Source organism: Pseudidiomarina aestuarii, assembly GCF_003987355.1.
Taxonomy (GTDB): Bacteria; Pseudomonadota; Gammaproteobacteria; order Enterobacterales; family Alteromonadaceae; genus Pseudidiomarina; species Pseudidiomarina aestuarii.
The window spans coordinates 150,194-174,325 of the sequence record NZ_PIPR01000002.1; the positions used below are offsets into that span (position 1 = coordinate 150,194).

The window sequence follows — 24,132 nt, forward strand, 5'->3', positions numbered from 1 at the left end:
GCGCGCGGATTATAGCATAAATTTATTCTTTCAGAAGACTCTCAACGTGTGGCTTCAAACTGGCAAGTCCATACTCCTCACCGAGCGCAATCGCTTCAGCAGCGGTAGCACCTTGATGCCATGCTGCGCGCAAGGCAATCATGGCACCCACTCGATTGCCACTACCGCAATGCATTAACATTTGTCGATCCCGGTTGGCAGTCACAATCTGGTCAAACTGCGCAACGGCTTCACGGGTTAAATCATTGCTACCCGCTATGGGGATGTGGAAATAATCTAGATTAGCTTTTGCCGCCCACGAAGCTTCAGGAATATCTTGGAGTTCTTCAAAACTCTGCAGGTTGATAACGATATCTCCGCCTGCAGCTGCAAAAGCAACCAGTTGTTCTGCGGTTGGTGGCCCAGCTGAAATACGACCCGGTACTGGCAATCGTACGTTAGTCATATTTTGTAGTGACTCTGGTATTTTTGAGATTTGTTTGGGATGCGCTACAGTCATAACCAAACCGCTGACAACAATGATAAAGAGTGTGAGAAGACTGCGTAGCATGGGAACCTCCATGAGTTCTCAGAGTCAGTGTTAAACCGAAATTAAGTATAAGGATAGTCCGAATGTGGCAGAAGGTCATTATTCCTTTCAGCGTAGGTCTTTTATTGATTGGCTGCTCTAAGCCTGAATCTGTGACACAGCCAACCGTGGTGTATCAATGTGCCGCTTTGACGTTGACTACGACGGCTTCGGAGTCTGGATTAGATATCCAGTTACAAGACCAAAATTATGCGTTGGTAGAGACCGTTGCTGCCTCGGGTGCGCGCTACCGTGATGATGACTTTGCGATCGAGTTTTGGAGTAAAGGGAATGAGGCCACACTGACCATCAATGGCGAAGCGTTTCCATTGTGCATCGAAGAAGGCACACTACCGACCTCTTTCAGTGCTCGTGGAAATGAGCCATTCTGGCTTGCTAGCCTGACGGGACAAACATTGACGTTGCGAGAGCCAGGTTCCGAGCAAGAGTTGACGGTAGCGGCGCCGCGTTTAGTGGAAGACGAGCCATTGATGACATGGTCGATTGCCGCTGGGTCTGAGCTCAATCTGATGATTCTCGATCAATACTGTCAAGACTCAATGAGTGGACAGAGTTACCCCTACACCGCATATCTGGAGCGTGATGGCGAGCAAACACCGGGTTGTGCCGGTGACCCACGACAGTTATTGGAAGGCGTGACGTGGCAGTTAGCGCAGACCACTGCGGAGCAAGCGCCAACGATTCAATTTATACCAGAGGCGAATGTGGCAGGCTTTGCGGGTTGCAATCGCTATCGTGGGACCTACCAGTTGACCGGTGAAGGATTACAGTTCAATCCGCTCGCAGCGACGAAAATGCTCTGCGATGTTGACGCCATGGCAATTGAAGATGAATGGTTCCGCCAATTGACTGAGGTGCAAAGCTTTCGACTCGATGCGGCCGGTGAATTGGACTTGGTCTTAGCGGATGGCAATGTGATTCAACTGCAACGTAAAAAATAACTCAATGCGACACAATCCGACGTGCAGCAATGCTAGTGTCGGAGAGCATGATTCGATAGGATGACGTCATGCAACAGAGGATGCCGCATGAGTGATTTGACACCAGGATTTATCGTCGCGCACAGCCATAGGTTAGAGGAACTGACCGATTTAGTTGTGCGTCTCACAGGGACGTATCCTCTACCCCCGTTAGTGAATGAAACCCTGTTGGTGCAATCGAATGGTATCTCGCAGTGGTTAAAAATTCATTTGGCCGAGGCTGCGGGCATCGCTGCCATGTTGGATGTTACCCTGCCTGCACGATTCCAATGGCAAGCCTACCGCGCTGTATTGGGTGACGAGCTACCCACCACATCGCCTTTCGACAAAGATCGACTGACGTGGAGAATTCTTCGTTTACTACCTGACTTGTTGCACCAACAACCCGATTCCTTTCAGGGGCTGGTGCAATATCTCGGTGACAGCGATGATCCTCGCAAGTGGTATCAATTGTCTGAGCGGCTCGCCGATCTATTCGACCAGTATCAAATGTATCGCGCTGATTGGCTGGCTGATTGGGCGAGTGGTGGAACGCAACAAGCGGATGCCGAGAACCGTTGGCAACCAATTTTATGGCGTGAGCTGCTGCAAGATGTCGGCGCGCAGCAATGGAATAATCGAGCACAGTTACATCAACAGTTTATTCAAGCTGCACGACAGTTGACGCCGGCCAGTCGTCCCAAAGCTCTGCCACCGCGTGTCATCGTATTTGGCATTTCGAGTCTGCCCCAGCAATTACTCGAGCTGCTCGACGCATTGAAGGGATGCATGCAAATTGTATTGTGCGTGCATAACCCCTGTCGTTATCACTGGGCAGATATTATTGATGGTCATGAGTTAATGCGCTTGGAACAACGGCGCCATGCTTTCAAGCCTGGCATGCAAGCAGATATGCATGAAGACGCTCTGCATGCACTCTCCAATCCGTTGTTAGCTGCTTGGGGGAAGCAAGGTCGAGATTATATTCGCCTGCTCGATCAGTTTGATGAAACACGTCAGAAAAGTGAGTCGTTGCGGGAGTTGAGTTTTGAACTCTTCGACGGCGCGCCACCGACCTCAGTATTGCAGGAAATCCAACACGATATTCTAGAGCTGAGATCCGCAGAAGAGCGGCTCCAGCTTGGCAGTGACTCCGACCTGACGAGTGAGCAGTCGCTGCATTTTCATAGTGCGCACAGTCCACAACGAGAGGTGGAGATATTACACGATCAGCTCCTCGCAGCTTTTGCGCAAAATCCCGACTTACGACCGCGAGACATCATGGTAATGGTGCCTGATATTGATCGATATGCGCCTCATATTAATGCGGTGTTTGGTAAGTTGGATCGGAATGACCCACGGTATATCCCTTATACCTTGGCTGACCAAGGTCAGCGACATCAGCAACCGTTGCTGATTGCGTTGGAGTATCTGGTGACGATTCGTCATCAGCGGCTTACCGCGAGTGCACTCCTTGATATTCTGCAAGTGCCTGCGGTGCAAAAGCGTTTTCAATTGCAACCTGAATGGTTGCCGCAATTACAGCGCTGGATCGATGGTGCCAGTATCCGTTGGGCGCTGCATGCGGAGCATCGCGAGGCCTTGGGAGTACCTGCTGATGAGGGCCGAAATTCATGGTTATTTGGTTTGCAGCGTATGCTGCTGGGGTATGCGGTCGGCACCTCGACGACGATACATTCGGAACCGTCACTTTGGAGCCAAACGGAACCTTACGTTGAAGTTGCCGGTTTAGAGGCGCAAGCAGCAGGAGCTCTAGCAGAGTTACTGCATACTGTTGAAGATTATTTTACGCAGAGCGAAGCAGCGCGCTCCGCAGCCGAGTGGCAGGCGCTCCTGAGTAACTTTGTAGACGCCCTGTTCGCACCCGAGTCTGATTTTGATATTGCCCTCGTAAGTCGCATTCATGAGCAACTGGCTGCTTGGTCTGAGGCAACTATGGCAGCAGAGTACAGTGCGCCAATTGATTTGACGGTTGTTATTGAAAGCTGGCTCAGCCGACTTGATCAAGCCAGTCTGCAACAACGGTTTCTTGCTGGCAGTGTCAATTTCGCGACCTTAATGCCAATGCGAGCGATCCCTTTTCAATGGGTCTGCTTATTGGGGATGAATGACGGTGACTATCCGCGTTCCCAGAAGCCGTTTGATTTTGATTTGATGGCTCGAGATTATCGTCCGGGTGATCGCTCGCGTCGGGATGATGACCGTTATTTGTTCCTCGAAGCGTTATTGTCTGCTCGTGAAAAACTCTATATCAGTTGGTGTGGCCGCAGTATTCGTGACAATAGCGAACGGCCGCCGTCGGTACTGGTGAGTCAATTGTTGGAGTATGTACAACAATGTTGGCCACAAATTAAATCTGAACAGCTGATTCAGCAGCATGGTTTACAACCCTTTAGCTGGCAGTATTTCGAACGTAGTGAGCCGGCCAGCAGGGTACCCTTTACCTATGCGCACGAATGGCGTTTGGTGCATGACGTCCAGCAGCAATTAGCTCAAACACAACCGCTATCCGATTGGTTCTATGACAGTGCATTTAGCGCGCGCCACTTAGCCACTGCACTCGAGCAACCGGCGAAACTCTTATTCAACTTGCGTTTTGAAGTCTATTTCGGTGATCGCGATGCTACGGTAAAGGATGAAGAACGCTTTGCGCTAGACGGTTTAAGTACCTACCAGCTGCATGAGCCGCTGTTGGATGCTCTCGTCGATAGTCTTTATGAAGATGTACAGGTCCCTTGGGAAGTCAGTCTAAACCATCAAATTCAGCGCTATGTACGCGCTGGAATTTTACCGGCCGGCGCTGCTGGCGCGACGATGTCGACTCACTTTCAAGAATTACTCGCACCTAATGCTGAGATTCTGCTGCAGTGGCTTGCGGCCTATCCTGACTCATTGCCAATGCAGCACCTTCACGCTGAATGTAGCATCAACCAGCAGCATGTCAGCGTAGAATCGATAGCACGACGCATTCGAGTGAACGACTCCGGTCAACGTTTATCGATTTTGGTCAAAGCGTCTAAATTAGTCGATAGCAAGGGGCAAGGCCGCCCGCACTACGCTTTGGTTGCTTGGGTGGAGCATGTGCTACTGAACCAAGAAGCACCGACAACGACAGTGCTATTAGGTCAAGTCGGAACCCTGGAATTGAAGCCATTAGATGCCAATGTAGCTCGCAACTATCTGCAACGGCTATTACGGCACACGCACCAAGCTTTGCAACAACCCATCGGATTGGATTTTGAAACCATATTTGAGGGCTGGTCAGCCAGCTATAAGCAAATAGGTGAGCTGATTCAGCAGCAACAACCTGAAGTGAATCATCAAAAAGCTGCCAAGTTTTATGAAGAAAGTGGCCAATTCTTTTCTGCGCGGGTCGAGCGGGCGGTCTACAGCGGTCGCTTGTTTCCAACCTATAGTCAGTTGATCAAAGATGAAGCGATTTTGAACACTGCACCGCAATTGTATTTGCCAATGCTATCCGCTTTATTTAGTGCGTCTACAGTGGAGGAACAGTCATGAGTGACTTATTGAATCCACTGGTTTTCCCGTTGCATGGCAGTCGCTTAATTGAGGCGAGCGCAGGCACAGGGAAAACCTACACCATCGCAGCGCTATATCTGCGATTGGTACTCGGTCATGGTGAAGGTATTGAGCGGAGTTCAGCGTTGCGGCCAGAAGATATTTTGGTGGTGACTTTTACGGAGGCTGCAACTGAAGAACTGCGCGATCGCATTCGGGCTCGCTTGAGCGAGGCGGCGAGCTATTTTCGTCAACAAATCGACGTCGATGATCAATTTTTACAGGTGTTGCGCGCAGATTATACAGAGTCGCAATGGGCTCCATTAGCCCGCCGCTTAGATCTGGCGGCGCAGTCGATGGACGAGGCTGCGGTTCATACCATCCATGGTTGGTGTAACCGGATGCTTCGGGAGCATGCGTTCTCAACGGGAAGCCTATTTACTCAGCAACTGAACACCGATAATGACGAACTTTGGGGAACCGTCTCACAAGATTATTGGCGGACCTTTGTCGCCTCTTTAAAAACTGAACAGCAAGACCATTATCGTTTGTTCACCAACAAATTCAGTGATCCGGAAGCCCTACTTCAGTCGACTCGTGGATTAATTCACGCACCGCTAACAGGAAGTCCCACTCGCGATGTCAAGTCTCCCACCGACATTATCACTGAGCGCTTTCAAGCAGAGCAGCGACTTCGAGAACAGCATCATCAATTGCCATGGCGCTTATTTGTCAGTGACTTACGTGAGTTTCTTGAGCGTCATCTAGCGGCTAAAAATTTTAATGGCCACAAGATTAAGAGCAATTATGTGGAAGCATGGTTGCAAGCTCTGGACTCGTGGGTGGAGTCTTTGGAACATGGTGACGCTCTATTGGCGCCGGAACTGACGGATGCGGCACGCCGGCGTTTGAGTACAGAGGGTATTCGCGAGGCGGCGAAAGTTGAGTTAGACGGCATGCCTAATTTCGCTTTGCTAGAAGATTTATATGCTGCGGTCCAGCAGTTGCCTGATGTCGGGCAACCGCTCTTGCAACATGCAGCGCAATGGCTGCGACAGCGCTTTCGAACCATTCAGGCACAGCGAGCTGAAATGGGTTTTGATGACATGCTAACGCGCTTACGCGACGCATTGTCCGGACCACAGGGCGAGCAACTGGCAACGGTTATTCGTGCGCAATTTCCAGTGGCGATGATTGATGAGTTTCAAGATACCGATCCCGTGCAGTATCGCATCTTCGATACCGTGTATCGGTTGGCTCAGAATGACAGAAACACGGGACTGTTTATCATCGGCGATCCTAAACAGGCTATCTATTCGTTTCGTTACGCGGATATTTATAGTTATCTTGAAGCTCGAGCCGCAACTGCTGGCCGACACTACACGTTAGCGAAAAATTTCCGCTCTTCAGAGGCCATGGTGGCAGCGACCAACGCGCTCTTCGAACATGCAGAACAGACTCCTCAAGGAGCTTTTCGGTTTGCCACAGATAGTGATAACCCGGTTCCTTTTTGGCCCGTGGCAGCGCATGGGCGCAACGATAGTTGGGTCGTGCAAGGCAACGAAGCGCCGGCATTGGAGGCGTTTGTTCATCAACTCAGTGGAAAGCCTAACAAAGAGGAGTTGCGGGGGGCTGTCAGTGCGCGCTGCGCCGAGCAGATTGTAAACCTGTTGAGTGATTCCACCTGTGGTTTTCGGCAAGCCGATGGCTCCATTACCCCAGTGCGGCCAAGCGATATTGCTATTTTGGTAGCAAGCGGCAAGGAGGCAAAGAAAATTCGTGAGGCCTTGCGAGTGCGCGGTGTACGCAGCGTATATTTGTCTGACCGTGATTCGGTATTTGCAAACCCGCTCGCACTTGATGTTCTCCACATCTTAAATGCGAGTGCGAATCCGAGGGAACCGCAGCGGATACGCACGGCGTTGGCAACTGCGCTACTGGGTTTAAGTTTGACCGACCTAGACGCTCTGGCGACCGACGAAATGGCTTGGGATGCGATGGTCGATCGGTTTACGATCTATCATGAACTGTGGCAGCAAAAAGGCGTACTTGCGGTTCTGCATGCCTGCTTACATGACTTTTCAGTACCTGTACAACTGCTAGCTTCTGACGATGGCGAGCGACAGCTAACGGATGTGCTGCACATGGCGGAGCTGTTGCAACAGCAGTCCACGCTGCAAGACGGTATGGCCGGCCTACTCCGTTACTTGGCGGATCATATTCAGCATGCACGAGAAGGGAATCAGCAAACCAACTCGGCTGAGCAGCAAGTCCGACTAGAGAGTGATAGCGAGTTGGTACAAGTCATTACAATCCACAAATCCAAAGGGCTACAGTATCCACTGGTATTTCTGCCTTTCATTGCAGATGCGAAACCATTTACCGGTAAATCAAACTTTCCAGCTGCTTACCATGATGAGCAAGGGCTATTAAAGTTTGTCTTTAGCAAAGATGATGAGACTGGTGTAGCCCGAACTGAGCATGAACGACTCGCGGAAGATGTACGAAAATTATACGTCGCTCTGACGCGCGCTCAATACGCAACATACTTAGATATAGCGCCGTTTCCACAGTGGTCGCAAAGTGCCTTAGCAACGTTACTGGTTGGTGCTGATGCTGAAATAAAGGGAACCGATGGGATAGCGGATTTGCATATCGAAGGATTAGCACTTGCAACGGTATCGAATGACCACTCAGTGACGAGCTATCAGCAGGTACAGCCCGAACGCCCCGCAGCCCAAGTATGTAAATTTCCAGCGGGGCGCCAGCTAGAACGCTGGTGGCTGGCAAGTTATAGCGCGCTGACCTATGGTGACTGGATTCCGAGTGCCGAAACTACCCAGCAACAGAATGCAACGGAGGCTGAGCGCGCTCGTGCATTGGAAGAGCAGGTTGAGACGAGCACACAGCTGCCACGTGAAATGCATGCATTTCCAAAAGGTGCACAGGCAGGTACATTCTTGCATAACTTGCTGGAAGCAGCAGCAAATCAGGGCTTTGCCTCAGTTCAACAGAATCCACGCGTTTTGGTGGAGCAATCCGCAACTATGGCACCCTGGTTGGAACATCAGGATGTGTTAACGGATTGGTTGGGGAGTTATTTGACGACACCAATTCAACTGGACTCTAGTGTTCTAACTTTGGCGGGTTTAACCGTTTATCAGGCAGAGCCTGAATTTTGGTTTGCCGCGCAACAGGTGCCTGCAACGGCCATTGATAGCCTCGTTAAGAAATATACCTTGCAGCAAGCCGACCGTCCCAGTGTGTTACCAACACAACTCAACGGTATGTTGAAAGGCTTTATTGACTTGGTGTTTGAGCATGAAGGTCGTTACTACGTCGCCGATTATAAGTCCAATTATCTGGGTCCAGATGCTTCCGCTTATTCCACTGAAGCCGTGCGACAAAAGATCATTGAGAGTCGCTATGACCTCCAATACGTTATCTACACACTTGCATTACATCGGTTGCTGCGTGCTCGCTTGGGTGCAGAGTATCATTACGAGACGCACGTCGGCGGTGCGGTCTACTTGTTTATGCGTGGGTATCGACATGAGACGGGTGGTGCCTTTTTCGAACGCCCGCCATGGGCTCTGATTGAAGCGTTGGATGATTTGTTTGCGGGTACGAAACAGGCAGGGAGCGACCAATGAAGTTAATGGAAAGCTTAGAAAAGTGGTACGCCTGTGGCTGGATCCGTGCAATCGATATGAATTTGGCCCGCTACGTCATGCGAGCGACTGAAGATGAAGTCAGTGCGGTTATTGCAGGCCTGACGAGTTACCAACTTGGGCGCGGTCATCCGCGTTTGGACGTTAGCAATTGTTGGCAAGATCCGGAGCAAGTATTGGCGTTACCGCCAGAACACTCATTCTCACCGCTGACTCGAGAAGCTACATCGCCACACGATGTGATTACTCGACTAGGAACACCGGAAGCGGTGCTAAAACAACTCACGAACAGCGCTGCCACCCAGGGCGAGGATTCACCGCTAGTTATTGCTGGTAACTGTGTTTACTTGCGTCGCTACTGGCGTTATGAGCAAGTCATTAAACACGGGCTGGCCCAGTTGATGCAAACCGAGACGACTCCTAATGAAGACCGTCTTCGTCCCTTATTAACTCAGTTGTTCGGTGAACCTGATAGCACAATCAGTTGGCAACGCATGGCCTGCGCGCTGGCAACACGTAGTTTGTTCAGCATTATCACGGGGGGACCAGGTACCGGTAAAACCTATACAGTGGTTCGGCTGATAGCGACCTTGCAAGCCCTCAGTCCACAGCCTCTGCGCATTAAATTAGCAGCACCGACAGGCAAAGCTGCCGCACGGATGACAGAATCTATTCGGGCAGAGCTGCCTAAACTAAATCAAAGCGGAATTCAGTTCCCAGCGCCAGATGAAGCGACTACGTTGCATCGATTGTTGGGAACACAGCCGCACAGTCGAGCCTTTCGTCATCACCGCACGAACCCGCTGGCGTTGGATGTACTCATTGTCGATGAGGCGTCGATGGTCGATGTCGAGATGATGGCCGCTATTGTTGAAGCTTTGCCAAGTGGTGCGCGGCTAATATTGCTGGGTGATAAAGATCAGTTAGCTTCGGTAGAAGCAGGAGCTGTACTGGGACAACTCTGTCGCGGCGCTGATGCTGGCTCGTATGCGCCAGAATTAGCTGCTTGGCTTGGTCGTGTGAGTGGTCAAAGCATACCCAAAGCTATGCAACAGGCAGCCGCATCGAACCCTTATTTGCAGCACGTCGTCATGTTACGGACGAGTCGCCGATTCAATGCTGAGGAGGGTATCGGCAAATTAGCGCATGAGGTTAATCAGCAACAGACATCATGGCTACAAAAGTGGTTGTCTGGAGAGCTCGAGGCGAATGAAATCCATTATTTTCCAGTGCGTGTCGCCGGAGAGCAAAGGTTTCGTCAGTTTATCGAACGTGGCTTTGCGGATTACATGAAGCTGCTTTCGAATCGACCGGATAACGCTGCAGATATTGATTCATGGGCAGCACAATTGCTGACACAACTAACTGAGTTTCAGGTTTTGGTGGCGGTGCGAGAGGGTGAATGGGGCGTGCGCGAACTAAATCAAAAGTTTGCACTTTGGTTACATGCAGAAGCGCTGCGCGGCGGAGTGCTGCCAACTTGGTATTATGGTCGGCCGATTATGATTACCCACAACGATTACAGTCTCAATGTTCGAAATGGTGATATTGGCGTTGTACTGCAACGCGCAGCGGATGAACCACTGCGAGTGGCGCTGTGGTCTGAAACGAAAGGCGCTGAAAGTAGGGTAGCCGAACCTAAAGCAACGTCAGTTCGCTGGTTGCTACCGAGTCGTCTCACTCAAGTCGAGTCGGTTTATGCGATGACGGTACACAAGTCTCAGGGCTCAGAGTTCAAACACACGGTTCTCGTGGTTCCAGATCGCGACAGCCCGGTGTTGACGAAGGAGCTCGTTTATACGGGTATTACGCGGGCTAAGCAGCAATTTACGCTAGTAGCAGCCGCTCCTGAGGTAGTTGAAACCGCGGTACTCAGGCGCATTGAGCGAAGCGGGGGACTCTAAATGATTACTATCTCGCAGCGGGTCGAAATTCAAGATTCTGAAATTGAATGGCAGTTCATTCGTTCGAGTGGTGCGGGCGGGCAAAACGTTAATAAAGTGTCTACAGCAGCACAGCTCATCTTTGATATCCGAGCATCGTCACTTCCTGAATTCTATAAAGAAAGATTGCTGGCAAAGTCTGATCATCGCATCACTGCCAGCGGCAAGGTCATCATCAAATGCCAGGAAACGCGCAGCCAATTGACGAATCGAGAACTCGCTTTAGAGCAATTTATCGAGTTAGTCAAAAGCGTGGGGCGCGTTGCTAAGAAACGAATTGCGACCAAGCCAACTAAAGCCAGCAAGAAGCGCCGCATCGAGAGCAAAAAGAAGCGCGGTGACATCAAATCGTTGCGCAAAAAACCGCTCGATTAAGTTACTTGTTAGCGCCCGGATACCGAATCCAAGCTTGGTTGTTCAGCTTGAGAATATATTGGTCATTATAATCCATCACTTTAACGTCCTTATTCTCTGCTACCCAAGCTGTGACCGGCAATGAATCTGCAATCGCAGCTGGATCATACTCACCGCCTTGGAAAGGTTGTTGCTCCAGTACCCCGACAATGGCAGCAGCCACAGCGCTTGGCCCCGTTGTGCGAGCGACTCGTTGCGGCGGTATGCGCTGATTATTCACCGCTTCACCGAACAGCGAGATCAAAACTGGGACATGAGTGAGTGCTGGACTCGGAATTTCCCGTAAGCCAGGTAACTGCAACTTATCGCCGCGTAGCGCGGCACCATGCTCTGGCACGATAATGAGCAATACATTCCGATTGCTGGCACGAATGTCTGCTTGTAATTGAAGCAGATCATCAAGGAGTTGTTGCGCACGAAACCGGAAGCTCTCGAGACTATTACCCTGAAATCCTGGCACCCGATTCCCGTCGTGTAGGCTGGTTGTGTTATAAAATCCGAGTCGTGGCTGTTGGCTATTGGTCTGCGTCGAAACCCAACTCGATAGTATTGGGTAGTCTGCATAAATCGGCTGTTCATCAAAGCCTGTCATTGCCACGGGTGCATTCCCCAGTGGTATGTCGTTTGCAGGCGGCAAGCCGCCGTGTTGATGGAGCTGCTGTCGGAAATTGTCAAACTCACCAGTGTGATTCATCAGTAACTCGGACCGAAAGCCATGCTCGGCCAATTGCTGAGCTAATAAACACTCGGGTGCGGGTTCAAATAAATCGTCGTGTGGCGGGTGTCCGCACTGGGCGCGTAATAAGCGAAGCGCCGCTGGTCCCGAATAGCTTGTGGCACTGTTAAAGTTATCCAGAACAATATCAGACCGACTGAATAGCGGATGCTGATCAAGTCCTGCAACTGCCAGATCATCCCACGAGAGTGAACAAATATTGACGACTAAGATATCGAAATCAGGTGTCAGTTGAACGGTTGCATCAAAGAGGATTTTGGCTTGATCCTCATAAAACTGAGTCAAGAATTCGTCGGGCGATGACGGGCGGCGTGCGCCAGGCAATGCATCGGCTGCACCAGCAGGTAAATTGTCAACGATGTTCAGATCTTGCTGTGCTGCTGGAGAAAACCAGAACAAGCTGAATAGACCCAAAATTGCAATCATCGTCATCCGTAGAGTCCGCGCCATATAGAGATAAATAATCCAGCTCACGATCAACACGGCAATGTACTCGAACTGTACGATCCGGCCTGTTAGCTCCAATATATATTGCCAACTAAAAGCACTGATTTGCTCCCATTGGGCTAACAACCGATTGAACGGAGGGAGATAACTCTCGTAGTACAGCAGGGAAATTCCCACAGGAATCGCGATAACTTGCCGAGCAACTTGTAACCAAGCGTAGCGTAGCGGCAATACTAAAACGGCAATCAATGTGAAGTTATAGAGCAGGTCTACCTGCACAAAATCAAAATAAGCGAGGCCGAATTTCACCAAAAAGTAGAAGCTCCAGCCACCCAGACCAGGCCAACTGAAGACGTCGCGATTAAGGATTTGTTCGCGATGGCGGATATAATAATTCGGTTGTTTCATGAACGGTTCACGCGTCGAATTCGCACATAGCGATATTGGAAGATACGATTCATTACCCAGCTAAATACTTTACGCACGGTGAATGAAAGCAAAAGCCCAGCAATCAAACCTAAGATAAACACGAGTGTCAGCAATATACTTAATTGATCATCAGGCATCGTTCTAACCTTACTGTAACCGAGCTGATTTGGCAGGTCGTGGGCCGGGGAAAAATCGGTCATAGGCTTCGCTGTTATGCTCAACCGTGACATCGGCAATGTTAAGTTGCTCACTAAAATCGGGAGCACGTTGCGTCGCGAGTAGTTGATCCCGTGTCATTTGCATTAAATACACTGAGTGCATACGTTCTTCTTCTCGTAATAAGGTTTGCACGGGTAACCCGAAGAGAAATGTTAACGCTCGGTCGGCATCGGCCGCTCGGCAAGCAAACAAAAAGAAGTAGACATACTGACCATCACTACTGGATAAGTCACCTTCACGGCGATGTTTAAAAGCCTTGAGTACCTCAATGCACGTCATCCCTGAACTCGGTTTCGCTTTGACTAATGTGAAATCCACACCTTGTCTTTCGGCTAACTGCGAGAGCAGAACAATTTGTTCGGCAAAATCAGTCATCTGCAGATATCCTTGCAAATGTGCTGGGACTAGCTGGTCAGTCAGTTCGTCGAAATGTTCCGGTAGCCGACGGTTGTAGCGCCAATCGACAGAGTTTTCGACGAGACTGACCACTTGGCTAAACCGCAGACCGAATGGCAAGACCATAGTGGCGCCGGCTTGCATGAGTAAACGCTCGTCGTGATGTCGAATGGCTTGATCGCGCTCACGAATATATAGGCGCACATAGGGGCCGCATACTTTACGTATCTCATAGACGTCGCGCAGTAAACGTTGCATCGTTTGACCCCTGAAGTAGCCAATAATCAATGCGTCATCGCTCATCGGCGTCAAATGGTCGAGCCATTCATCTGCTTGATCCAACATATACCACTCGATGGGCGCGACATCACTGCCATCAAGTGCGCCATTCACGTAGTAAACCGGAGCTTGTTCACTCTGCAACGAGTAATTTTCGGTATTAATATTGGGTTCATCAACCACAGCAAAACGGCCTTCCGGCTGCGCTTCTAATCTTAGATTTCGTTGGATCACATGCGCGCCATCAAACCAGTGACTAATGTCCCAGCGCCAATAGGGTTGGCCTTGGTATATTGCGCTCAAACTATGACAATGACAGGCGTTATCGGCAAGAAAGGACCTCAGCTTCGGATCATCTTTGTCACCATCCAGAATTACAAGCAGAACTTTTTGCTGATTTCGAGCCCAACGCCGAGCCGTCAGCAGTCCACCTTGATTGAGCATGAAATCAAGTAACGCAGACGACGATTGCGTCGTGAATTGCATACAAATGACATCGTAGCGATTACCCAAACTCGATAGCGCTCGACCAAAACCCTCATGACTGTACTGATTCGCTGGTTTCCACTCGGCCATGTCGCTTCCCTTACGGCAGGTCGACAAATCCAGTCGGTGGTCCTCTGGGAGATGGCTTTCCACCATATACAGCAGACTTTGTTGCGCACAAACATGCCACACCAGTCGTGACAACCACTCCAGTTGCTCGACCACGACCAGATGAAGTTGGCCCGGCTCGATATCCGGAATCTGATGTTCGAGCCCGTCGATAAAATTGTCGAACTCAATGCGCATAAGTGATACCTAAACGTTGTAGTCCCGCTGCTGTAAAGTCGCAAAGAGCGGGTTTTGCTCTAACCTTATTGTAACGGGATATTTAACTTTTTAAATAATTAATTCATACTGCTACATAAAGCCTACTCGACTGATACAAGCGAAAGACAACCATGAAATCGATCTGGCGGATTCATACCACAGCATCAACAGCCGAAGACATCCAAAGGTTACAGACTCAAGTCAGGCGCTTGGCCGTTGATTACAACGAAGTCGTTGAAACTGACCGCATTCAATCAATCCGCAAGCGTTGGCGTTTGTTTGCGGAACCTATTGCGCAGCAAGTGCTTGCCAATGAGGCGGAATCTACATGAAGTTGATTGCGGTAAAGGGACTCTTCGGTGGTGCTGGAACGACGACTATCGCAGCAAATCTTGCCAACGCGATGCGCCGACGCAAGCATCCTGTGATCGCACTCGATTTATGTGCGACGAACAGCTTACGACTCCATTTTGGTATGCCCATCGGCGATCCGCGAGGCTTATTTCGTTCTGGGCGACTGGTCGATGATTTGAGAGAAGCTGCCTTTGAGACAGACAATGGTCTGATTTACCTGCCGCATGGTGAAATTGATGAGCAGCCTGATCGGACCGACATCGAAGGTATTCTGGGGGGGCTTTACGAACTGTTGCAACGATTTGAGTCGCCGCAAGAGCTTATTGTATTCATCGACGTGCCAAATTCAGAGTCGACCATCTTAAACTGGTTAACGACTCATGCGGAAATCATGCTTCATGTGCTGACGCCAGAGCCTCGCGCTTACCCTGCGTTACGTTATTTTTCTCGAATTACTTGGCCACAAATCCAACATCAGGGCTTACGTCACTGGCTGCTGCTTAATCAATGCGCACCGCATTTAGAGCTTAGTCGAGATATTGCCGACTTATTGCGTCGTGAATTGGACCCGCATTTGTTAGTACCTACGTTTATTCAACGTGATCAACATATACCCGAAGCTTTGGCGACCCAACAAACGACGTTTGATTTTACGATAGGTGCACAAGCCAATGTAGAGTTCGCAGCTATTGCGGAATGGCTTGAAGAGCGACTCGAGGTTAAGCAGTGATGCGATGGTTCATGCAGTTGGGAGAACAATGGCGCGAAGTTCGACGTAAACAGTCACGTCTGTCGTCGGCTTTTTATTTGTTCTGGCTGTATTTTGAGGTAACTCTGCTTAACTCGGGTGCAAGTGAACAATTTGATCATGCTGACCAACGTTTACGGCTCAATTATTGGTTCCCTCATGTCAATTTTCAACGCCCGCGCTGGCTGGACCCGATCCGTGTAGCACTGCAGGCAGTTTGGTTACTGCTGTTCAAAACGCAGCAAGAACGAGCCGATGGTTTATCGCAACGAGCTGCTGAGCGGACCTCGATTCTGCAGCGGCTCAACCCCTGGCATCATCGGAAGTTGGCCAGCAAACCGGTTAAATTCGCTACTTCTGGCTTCGAACGTTTCTTTTTGGCGCTGCTTGGGCGTGAATGGATTCCTTCGCAGACGTTACGTATCCTCATCACAGTCGGGGCAGCATTGCTGGTGGCGCTGGTTATTTCGTTACCGATGGATGCTACCGATCAGGGGTTAATGTTGCTGTTCTTCTGGGCTTTAGCGCTGTGGGTGCGCAATTTACAAGGGCGCATTCCTATGCTGTTGATGGTGCTACTTTCAGTCATAGTGAGTACGCGCTATTTGTTCTGGCGGGTAACCCAAACGATCAATTGGGATGTGCCGTTTGATGCAGCGCTCGGCATTTTGCTGCTTGTTGCTGAATCCTATGCCTGGTTGATTTTGGTGCTTGGCTACATTCAAACCGTATGGCCACTCGAGCGTCGTGTCGCACAGTTGCCTGCGGACTCATCACTTTGGCCATCAATTGATGTGTATATTCCGTCCTACAATGAACCGTTAAGTGTGGTTCGCAGCACGGTAGTGGCGGCGACCGCAATGGACTGGCCCAAGGATCGTCTGAATATTTACGTTCTAGATGACGGCAAACGACCGGATTTCAAAGCATTCTGTGAGGAAGTTGGCGTAGGCTATATTGTCCGTGCAGATAATAGTCATGCCAAAGCGGGCAATCTAAATCACGCACTGAAGATCACTTCTGGCGACTATATTACCATCTTCGACTGCGACCATATTCCTTCTCGTGGGTTCTTACAATTGACGGTAGGGTGGTTCTTCCAAGACCCCAAGTTAGCGCTTGTACAAACTCCCCATCATTTTTTCTCGGCTGACCCGTTTGAGCGTAATTTGTCGGTATTCCGCAGTCGACCCAATGAAGGCGAGTTGTTTTACGGGTTGATTCAAGATGGCAACGATATGTGGAACGCATCGTTTTTTTGCGGTTCGTGCGCGATATTGAAGCGGGGACCACTTGAAGAGGTTGGTGGTATCGCCGTGGAAACGGTCACGGAGGATGCGCATACAGCTCTGAAATTACACCGACTTGGGTATAATTCCGCATACTTGAATATTCCCTTAGCCGCTGGACTGGCCACCGAGAGCTTGTCGGCGCATATCGGGCAACGGATTCGCTGGGCACGCGGCATGGCGCAGATTTTCAGGCTCGACAATCCACTCCGTGGTAAAGGACTCAATTGGGGACAACGAATTTGCTATGCCAATGCGATGTTGTATTTCTTGAATGGAATACCGCGTACGATTTTCTTGTTGGCGCCACTCGCCTTTTTGTTGCTGCATAGCTACATTGTTTTTGCACCGGCAGTGATGATTGCTATGTATGCAATCCCACATTTGATTCACGCTAATTTGGCCAACTCTCGAGCACAGGGCAACTATCGACACTCCTTTTGGGCAGAAATGTACGAAACCGTTTTAGCTTGGTACATCTTGCGACCCACAACAGTCGCGTTGTTTGCGCCCAAGCATGGAAAGTTCAACGTAACCGCGAAGGGCGGTACTATCGAAAAGGACTATTTCGACCTGAATATTTCTTGGCCCTATCTCATCTTGATTGGACTTTCGTTTATTGGCGCAGGCTTTGGTATTTATTCGCTCATTTATGGTCCCCGCGATGAACTAGTGACAGTGACCCTGAATTTATTCTGGATTACCTACAATCTGTTTATTTTAGGCGGAGCGTTGGCAGTGGCTGAGGAAGCGAAACAGATTCGCGCATCGCATCGAATTCGGGTGGACCGCCCGATCAGCATTATGACTGCAAGCGAACACAGCTATGCTGCCGAGTTGATCGATTTTGCCAGCTCAGGAGCTGGCATCCGCTTCTATGACGAACTGCCGTTAGCACCGGATGACTCGATTCACGTGGTAATGCATCATGGTACTACCCGACACGGCTTCCCTGCTCGGGTAGTGAGTATGCGTGGACTGACTATTGGCGTGCGCTTTGAGTTTCCGGATAGTGCGGCGGAACGAGCGTTCTTACGTGCAACATTCGCTCGTGCAGATGCTTGGGTGGGTTGGCGATTTAATGAAACGAAAGATCAACCACTTTCGAGCTTGCGTGAAATTTTAGGGATCGGTTTACGGGGTTATCAAAACTTAGCGGTACGCTTGGCGCCACCGTTAGCTCCGGTTCTCGGTTTGATCAATCGTGGATGGGGAGTCATCATGAGTGTGCTCCCACAAGCTCCGGGTACAGGAGAGGAAGATGAATCATTGGGTGTCTAAACAGGCGACTAGTTTGGCATGTGTACTATTCGCTGCACTGCTTGTAGGGCCTACAATAGGGCCGGTTTCCGCACAAGAGAGCCGCATGGACAATGAGCTCTCTGTTTTAGAGCGTTTTCGCCCCGTAACAGAGCTTCCCCAGTGGACAGAGCGTTATGCGGTGGGAACGATGACCAGTCAAGCGCCATTGCGGATTAGTGGGGTTAACTCACAGATGACCATTGGCTTTGGCGGTCGCTTTGACCGCGTCGTGACTGGCGCCACTTTGCGTCTAAATTATCAGACTTCACCAGCAATCATTGATGTTGTCACGCAAGTGCGGGTGCTGTTGAATAATGAAGTCACGGGCGTCATTCCTTTGCGAGCCAATGACGCAGGAACGAATCAATCCGTCACTTTGCGTTTAGATCCTCGGTTATTTGCGCAATATAATGAACTGCGCTTTGAATTACTGAGTGAGGTGAATGTTGGGCAGTGTACATCGGCTTCGCCATCAGCTTGGTTCGAAGTGCTGCGCAATAGTGAGTTGCAGTTGGATTATCAACAGCTGAAAGTTGCTGATGAGCTCGCTTATTTTCCTGAGCCATGGTTTGATAAAAATGATTTTGGTAGTGCATCATTGCAATTTATCTTACCTCCTCAACCAGAACGGAAAGAAACCGAAGCGCTCGGTATCATGGCCTCCTATTTCGGCATGCTGGCTGATTGGCGTGAACTAAAAATCGAAGTGCTGCGGATGCAACGAGAAGAGCCAGAGTGGGATGAAGATTGGCGTTTACGTTGGCCCCGTCGGCATGCCATCGTCATGCTTACGAATGATGAACGACCCTGGGCGCTCCGCAATTATCCGCAGGTAGCAGCACCTCAAGTTGAGATTATCGATAATCCTGCGTACCCCACCTACAAACTATTGGTTCTTGCGGCGCCTGAAGCCGCGAGTTTGCGTGACGCAACGGCGACATTTGTAACGGGTAATCGAGGCTTAAGCGGGTCGAGTGCAACCATTAATCCCATGCCCATCGAGTCAAGAGAGGCCTATGCTGCGCCTCGTTGGATTTCTATTGATCAGCCCGTACGGTTCGCTGATTTAGTCGACCATCCGAGTGAATTAGAGCGCAGCGCCTCAAATCGTTCGCCGATTCAATTGGAGTTGCGTTTGCCGCCCGATCTTTTCACCTGGCAGCAATATGGCATACCGATCGACTTACGTTTCCGCTATACACCACCCATTGTCCGCGACGAGAGCCGTATGCTGGTCAGCGTAAATAATGAGTTTATTAAAGGTTTCACGATGACTGAGGCCGGTATGGAGAATGCCGAGGAACGTGTTCGTGTGCCTTTAATCGACGGTGGATTATTTGCTGAAAACAATGTGCAGATTCCCTCATTCAAACTAGGGGCGATTAATCAACTGCAGTTTGAATTTAGTTTTGGCTCAGTCAGTGATGCCTGTCGAGTAATGCCCTTACAGAACGCACGCGGTGCAGTCGATGGCAACTCGCTGATCGATTTGCGCGGGTATGATCATTACGTTGCGTTACCGGATGTGCACTTATTTGCGAAGACTGGATTCCCATTTTCCAAATATGATGACCTGTCGCGCACACGAATTGTTGTCCCCGAAACGTTAACTGACGACATTGTGCAAACATTACTGACGGTTGTTGCCAAAATAAGCTCTGCAACGGGTTATCCCGCCACACAACTTACGGTCACTACGATTGCTGAATTAGAACCCAGCACAGAACGTGATTATTTAATTCTTGGCTCGAGTACCCTCAGAGAGTGGCTTGAACGCTTTGGGGATGAGGCATTGCAAGCTCAACTGCAGGGGCACGCATTGAGTGGGCAGGATAACTTACTGTATCAGCCTGAACTGGCGCTCCAGAACAGTGGACCCAGTGCTGCGGTGGTTGGTTTCCAATCACCTTTCTCCACTCAACACTCGGTCATTGCCATTACTGCAACCACCGACTCCTATTTAGAGCGCGTTCGAGCGGTATTCAATAATGCCAGCAGTACTGATCAGTTCAGTGGATTTATGGCGGTGCTGACACCGGCACGGGTCGATAGTTACGATACCATTCTGCCATATTATGTCGGCAGTCTGTCGTGGTGGAAGCGATTCACCTATCACCTCGCACAATATCCGATGGTGGTGACACTACTGGCCTTACTCGCTGTATTGATTCTTGCTTTAAGTATTGTTCGAGTATTCCAACGGCGCGCACAACAACGGGTCGTGAAGAAATAATATGTGGACTCGGTGGCGGCGCACGATAAAAGTCACGCTGTTGTGTTTGGCGGGAGCTATAGTTGGCGGTTGCCAAGAAGCGCCCCCGCCTGCACAGCCACCGGTTCAGGCATTGCAGTTTCAGTACCACTACCAGCGTTTGGTTACTGATTTTATCGACGCTCATGGAAGAGTAATCGACCGTTCGGATGAGCGGCTGATTTCTACCTCTGAGGGGCAGTCCTATGCGTTGTTCTTTGCGCTCGTTGCGAATGATCGCGAACGCTTTGAGCAGTTACTCAAGTGGACCGAGAACAACTTAAGCAATGGCGACATCACGCAGCAATTACCGGCGTGGCTATGGGGTTTCGAGAACGGAGAGTGGGGTGTCATTGACAGCAATCCGGCGAGTGACGCGGATGTGGTGATTGCATACACCTTAATCGAGGCGGGTCGCCTTTGGAATGAACCTCGATATGGGGCCTTGGGTGAGTTAGTCGCCGACCGAATTTTGCGCTCCGAAATTATTTCAATTGCCGGTCGCCAAGTACTATTGCCTGCACCCATGGGGTTTGTCGATAGCACAACGAACACTTTCCGCGTGAACCCGAGTTATATGGCTTTGCCAATGCTTGAGGGCCTATATACCGGCACAGGAGTGGATACGTGGCAAGCTGTGTATGAGTCGAGCGCACAAATCTACGCTCTGCACCCACACGGACTGTACGCCGATTGGATACAACTGAACTTTGATTTTAGTCTGACGACTGATCAGCCGGAGCCCAGTGCCGATTATGATGCTATTCGGAGTTATTTTTGGTTAGCTTTGGAGGCGGAGCGCGGCGGTGATTTCGCCAAGCTTTTGAATCAGTCCTCGGATCTAGCGATGGAAATCGACTCGACTGGTCGCGTGCCGGAGCGAATTGATTGGCTAGAGCCTACTTATCATGGCACCGGCAATCTAGGTTTTAGTGCCATATTGCTACCCTATCTCGATCAATTAAATTCACAGGCAGCTAAATTGCAACGAGCGCGCATTGTCGCTACCGCGCCTGAACGATATGCGGACAGTTACTACACCACTATGCTGTTACTATTCGGGAGCGGTGCGCTGCAGTGTTATAGCTTTGCCGAAAATGGCCACTTGCGAGTGAACTGGGAATACTCCTGGTGTGAGCTTGATGATGAATAAGAAGCTCTTGAATATCTCGTTGCTATTGCTTGTTTGGTTTGCTCCAGTGCAGGCACAAGATGCCACATTCACAACGACTCGTTGGTCAGAGGTAGAGCAAGATCAAGCCAAGCGTCAATCATTGCGCTTGGTCGAGGAACGTGTTCAATTGTGGTTACAACGCGGTCGAACCTTTCAACTCGAAGTGGCGTTGGAACAACTCCAGAGAGTTTTGCCTCGTCACCCACTGGTATTGGAATTGCGTGCTACCGCAGCTTTGCAAGCAGGAGACCGTGCAACCGCTCAAGAATTATTGATCGAGATGCAGGGCGTTGCTCCGCGCAGTCTGGAAACCTTACGTTTACAGCAATCACTGGAACTTACTGATGACCAACTGCAAACTTTGGCAGAAATTCGATTATTAGATATTGCTGGGCGATCGAGTGAAGCTGCGGCGTTACTGCCCCAGGTATACAGCACTGTTCCATTAGCGGTCGATCTGGCACTTGAGTACTGGCAAATTACTGCCCGAGCGGGTGAGCGAGAGGCAGCATTGGAGGGGATGCGAGCGTTACAACGCCGTTATCCTGAGCATATCCCAACGACTCTCGCCATCTTCAATCAAAAGCTTGCGTTAGGCCTTCTTACGACCCCCGACCTGCAGCAACTGACCAGTTTGACCTTAGATTCAGTGTATGGAAACGCGGCGCTCAGCTTATGGCTGCGTGTGTTACCAACGTTAACGCCCAGCCAGACTGAATTGCAGGCAGTGCAGCAATTAGCAAGATACTTTCCGAATCATGACGAAGTGCAACGGTTTGAACGTGACCTGACTCGTCAACGACGACAGCTAATAGCAGAGCGAGCCAAACCACAGCCAGTTCCAGACCGCACGGAACCATCCAGCGAGAGCACGACAACGGTTACGTTAAACGAGTCAGAGGTGGATATCGGTCCAGAAATTGTGACAGCGTCACCGCAAACTGCTGAGATCGTCCCTGAGCCTGACTTGCCCAGTGCATGGGACGTTGCCGACCGAGCTCGACCATTGGAAGAAGACGGTCAAATTGAGGAGGCTCGTGACCTTTATTTGGAACAAATAGCAGTCAATCCCGACGGCGATAGCTATTTTGCTTATGCCTTATTTTTAGAGCGGATTGGTGAGTTTGCTGAAGCACAGACACAGCTGGATAAACTGCCGGGTAGCGAGAGTGGTGAGGGCGTTATCGCGCTGCAACAGCGTTTACTTGATCGGCGTCTTGCTGCTGTGCAAAACACGCGAACGCAATCGGTTGGCGGTGACTTCGTCAGTATTCCAACCACCCGACTCGAAGATCTGAGTGATCGCCGCGAAGCGGTATTATGGTTAGGGTACGAACGGGCTGAACGAGAGAGTACACCGGGTATTTCAACCATGAACACCGACTCGTTTATTGTGCGGCTGACGGTGCCGATGGAAGATGATCCAACCGGTGAATGGTTTATTCAAGTCGATCCGATTCGTGCGAATGCGGGAGCTGCCGATTTGGATGATAATTTCTGGCGCAATCGTTTTGGTACAGGCCTTATTTGTACGATCCGCTGTCCTGAGGGCATTCAGCCCGAAGCGAAAGAGCAAGGTGTAGCTTTTGGAGTAGGTGCACGTTGGGAAGCATGGGAATTTGATATCGGCTCCAGCCCATGGGGTTTTCATGATTACGCTTGGGTCGGCGGGTTAAGTTACAGTGGTGATGTGGGCGAGTTCGGCTGGGGTGTTGAGGTTCAGAGGCGAATACTCACTTCGGCTCTGGTGAACTTTGCCGGTATTACCGATCCGTTCAGCGGTGAGGATTGGGGCCCAGTAACACGCAATAACCTTGGTTTTAGTATGAACTGGGATCAAGGCACAGGCTGGGGGTGGTGGGCTAATGCGGGAATGAATTGGTTTCATGGCGATGCCACCAAAAGTAATCGCCAGTGGTATGCGTATTCTGGACTCTATACGACCGTTTACGATACCGAACCCTTCGCAGTAGACCTCGGTTTGACCGCGTTGAGTTGGGGCTTTGCAAATGATCAAAGTCAGACGACTTTCGGGCAAGGCGGCTATTATAGTCCTAAACATTACGTTTCAATGAGTGTTCCAATTACGCTGTATGGTCGCTATCAGCGTCTGTCGTATCGGTTGCGTGCCTCGTTCGGGCGTTCATCTACTCGCCTAGCGGCGTCCGATTTCTTTCCAAACCATCCTGAATTACAAGCACAAGCCGAGGCTCTGGTGCCGATTACCGGCATCGAACCCACCTTTGCTGGTGGCACCGGCGGTGGTTTTGGGAAGAGTTACCAAGCCACACTTGAATATCGTGTGAACTCACATTGGTATATTGGATTTAGTACGACCTTGGAGCGGTCAGAATTTTTCACACCAGATAACTTCATGCTGTATTTGCGTTATCACTTTGGTGGCTGGAGCTTGCCTGCAAGGCGTCCACCATCACCTCCGCAGCGCTACGTCGACAATCCTTGGTTTGAATAAAACTGTCTGTTAGAGCTCTTGAGGAGATTGAAAAAAATACGACCAACGCCCTTATAATTAAGTGTAACCGCTGGGGAGAAGCGGCAAACTAACTTGCAGCTCCGAC

Annotated in this window: 15 protein-coding genes; 11 read left to right on the plus strand and 4 right to left on the minus strand. The window is 50.2% G+C overall.

Annotation, left to right across the window (positions count from 1 at the left end; translation table 11 throughout):
• Positions 1-22: 22 nt before the first annotated feature.
• Complete coding sequence (locus CWE22_RS09565; RefSeq protein ID WP_169931205.1) at positions 23-550, minus strand: protein tyrosine phosphatase family protein; 528 nt, start codon at positions 548-550, stop codon at positions 23-25.
• A gap of 62 nt (positions 551-612) precedes the next feature.
• Here CWE22_RS09565 and CWE22_RS09570 point away from each other — a divergent pair, with 62 nt between their 5' ends.
• From CWE22_RS09570 to arfB, 5 genes are all read left to right on the plus strand, one after another.
• Complete coding sequence (locus CWE22_RS09570; RefSeq protein WP_169931206.1) at positions 613-1,530, plus strand: META domain-containing protein; 918 nt, start codon at positions 613-615, stop codon at positions 1,528-1,530.
• A gap of 87 nt (positions 1,531-1,617) precedes the next feature.
• Positions 1,618-5,088 carry an exodeoxyribonuclease V subunit gamma gene (gene recC / locus CWE22_RS09575; RefSeq protein ID WP_169931207.1) on the plus strand — a complete coding sequence of 1,157 codons (3,471 nt, stop codon included), beginning with the start codon at positions 1,618-1,620 and terminating at the stop codon, positions 5,086-5,088.
• Positions 5,085-8,741 (plus strand): exodeoxyribonuclease V subunit beta, encoded by a 3,657-nt coding sequence (gene recB / locus CWE22_RS09580; RefSeq protein WP_169931208.1) that lies wholly within the window; start codon positions 5,085-5,087, stop codon positions 8,739-8,741. The genes recC and recB overlap by 4 nt, the downstream gene beginning before the upstream one ends.
• Positions 8,738-10,663: an exodeoxyribonuclease V subunit alpha gene (gene recD, locus CWE22_RS09585; RefSeq protein ID WP_169931209.1), complete on the plus strand. Its 1,926-nt coding sequence runs from the start codon at positions 8,738-8,740 to the stop codon at positions 10,661-10,663. The genes recB and recD overlap by 4 nt, the downstream gene beginning before the upstream one ends.
• The gene (gene arfB, locus CWE22_RS09590) at positions 10,664-11,077 is read left to right on the plus strand and encodes an alternative ribosome rescue aminoacyl-tRNA hydrolase ArfB (RefSeq protein ID WP_169931210.1); all 414 of its coding nucleotides are present in this window, start codon (positions 10,664-10,666) and stop codon (positions 11,075-11,077) included.
• Between the two features lies 1 nt (position 11,078).
• On the opposite strand, the gene bcsG is transcribed toward arfB, so the two are convergent.
• The 3 genes from bcsG to CWE22_RS09605 are packed head-to-tail and all read right to left on the minus strand — an operon-like array spanning position 11,079 to position 14,414.
• Positions 11,079-12,707: a cellulose biosynthesis protein BcsG gene (gene bcsG, locus CWE22_RS09595; RefSeq protein WP_169931211.1), complete on the minus strand. Its 1,629-nt coding sequence runs from the start codon at positions 12,705-12,707 to the stop codon at positions 11,079-11,081.
• Positions 12,704-12,865 carry a hypothetical protein gene (locus CWE22_RS09600; protein ID WP_169931213.1) on the minus strand — a complete coding sequence of 54 codons (162 nt, stop codon included), beginning with the start codon at positions 12,863-12,865 and terminating at the stop codon, positions 12,704-12,706. Before CWE22_RS09600 ends, bcsG begins: the two co-directional genes overlap by 4 nt.
• A 10-nt stretch (positions 12,866-12,875) precedes the next feature.
• On the minus strand, positions 12,876-14,414 hold the full coding sequence (locus tag CWE22_RS09605; protein WP_169931215.1) for a BcsE family c-di-GMP-binding protein: 1,539 nt from the start codon (positions 14,412-14,414) through the stop codon (positions 12,876-12,878).
• Positions 14,415-14,566: 152 nt separating this feature from the next.
• On the opposite strand from CWE22_RS09605, the gene CWE22_RS09610 reads away from it, so the two are divergent.
• From CWE22_RS09610 to CWE22_RS09635, 6 genes are all read left to right on the plus strand, one after another.
• On the plus strand, positions 14,567-14,767 hold the full coding sequence (locus tag CWE22_RS09610; protein WP_169931217.1) for a hypothetical protein: 201 nt from the start codon (positions 14,567-14,569) through the stop codon (positions 14,765-14,767).
• Positions 14,764-15,519, plus strand: a complete 756-nt coding sequence (gene bcsQ, locus CWE22_RS09615; protein WP_169931218.1) for a cellulose biosynthesis protein BcsQ — start codon at positions 14,764-14,766, stop codon at positions 15,517-15,519. Before CWE22_RS09610 ends, bcsQ begins: the two co-directional genes overlap by 4 nt.
• Complete coding sequence (gene bcsA / locus CWE22_RS09620; RefSeq protein ID WP_244596051.1) at positions 15,519-18,107, plus strand: UDP-forming cellulose synthase catalytic subunit; 2,589 nt, start codon at positions 15,519-15,521, stop codon at positions 18,105-18,107. Before bcsQ ends, bcsA begins: the two co-directional genes overlap by 1 nt.
• An 85-nt stretch (positions 18,108-18,192) precedes the next feature.
• Complete coding sequence (gene bcsB, locus CWE22_RS09625) at positions 18,193-20,361, plus strand: cellulose biosynthesis cyclic di-GMP-binding regulatory protein BcsB (protein WP_169931222.1); 2,169 nt, start codon at positions 18,193-18,195, stop codon at positions 20,359-20,361.
• A 1-nt stretch (position 20,362) separates the two neighbouring features.
• Entirely contained in the window at positions 20,363-21,532 is a 1,170-nt protein-coding gene (gene bcsZ / locus CWE22_RS09630; protein WP_169931224.1) for a cellulose synthase complex periplasmic endoglucanase BcsZ, read from the plus strand.
• Positions 21,522-24,026: a cellulose synthase subunit BcsC-related outer membrane protein gene (locus CWE22_RS09635; RefSeq protein ID WP_169931226.1), complete on the plus strand. Its 2,505-nt coding sequence runs from the start codon at positions 21,522-21,524 to the stop codon at positions 24,024-24,026. The genes bcsZ and CWE22_RS09635 overlap by 11 nt, the downstream gene beginning before the upstream one ends.
• The last annotated feature ends 106 nt before the right edge of the window (positions 24,027-24,132 follow it).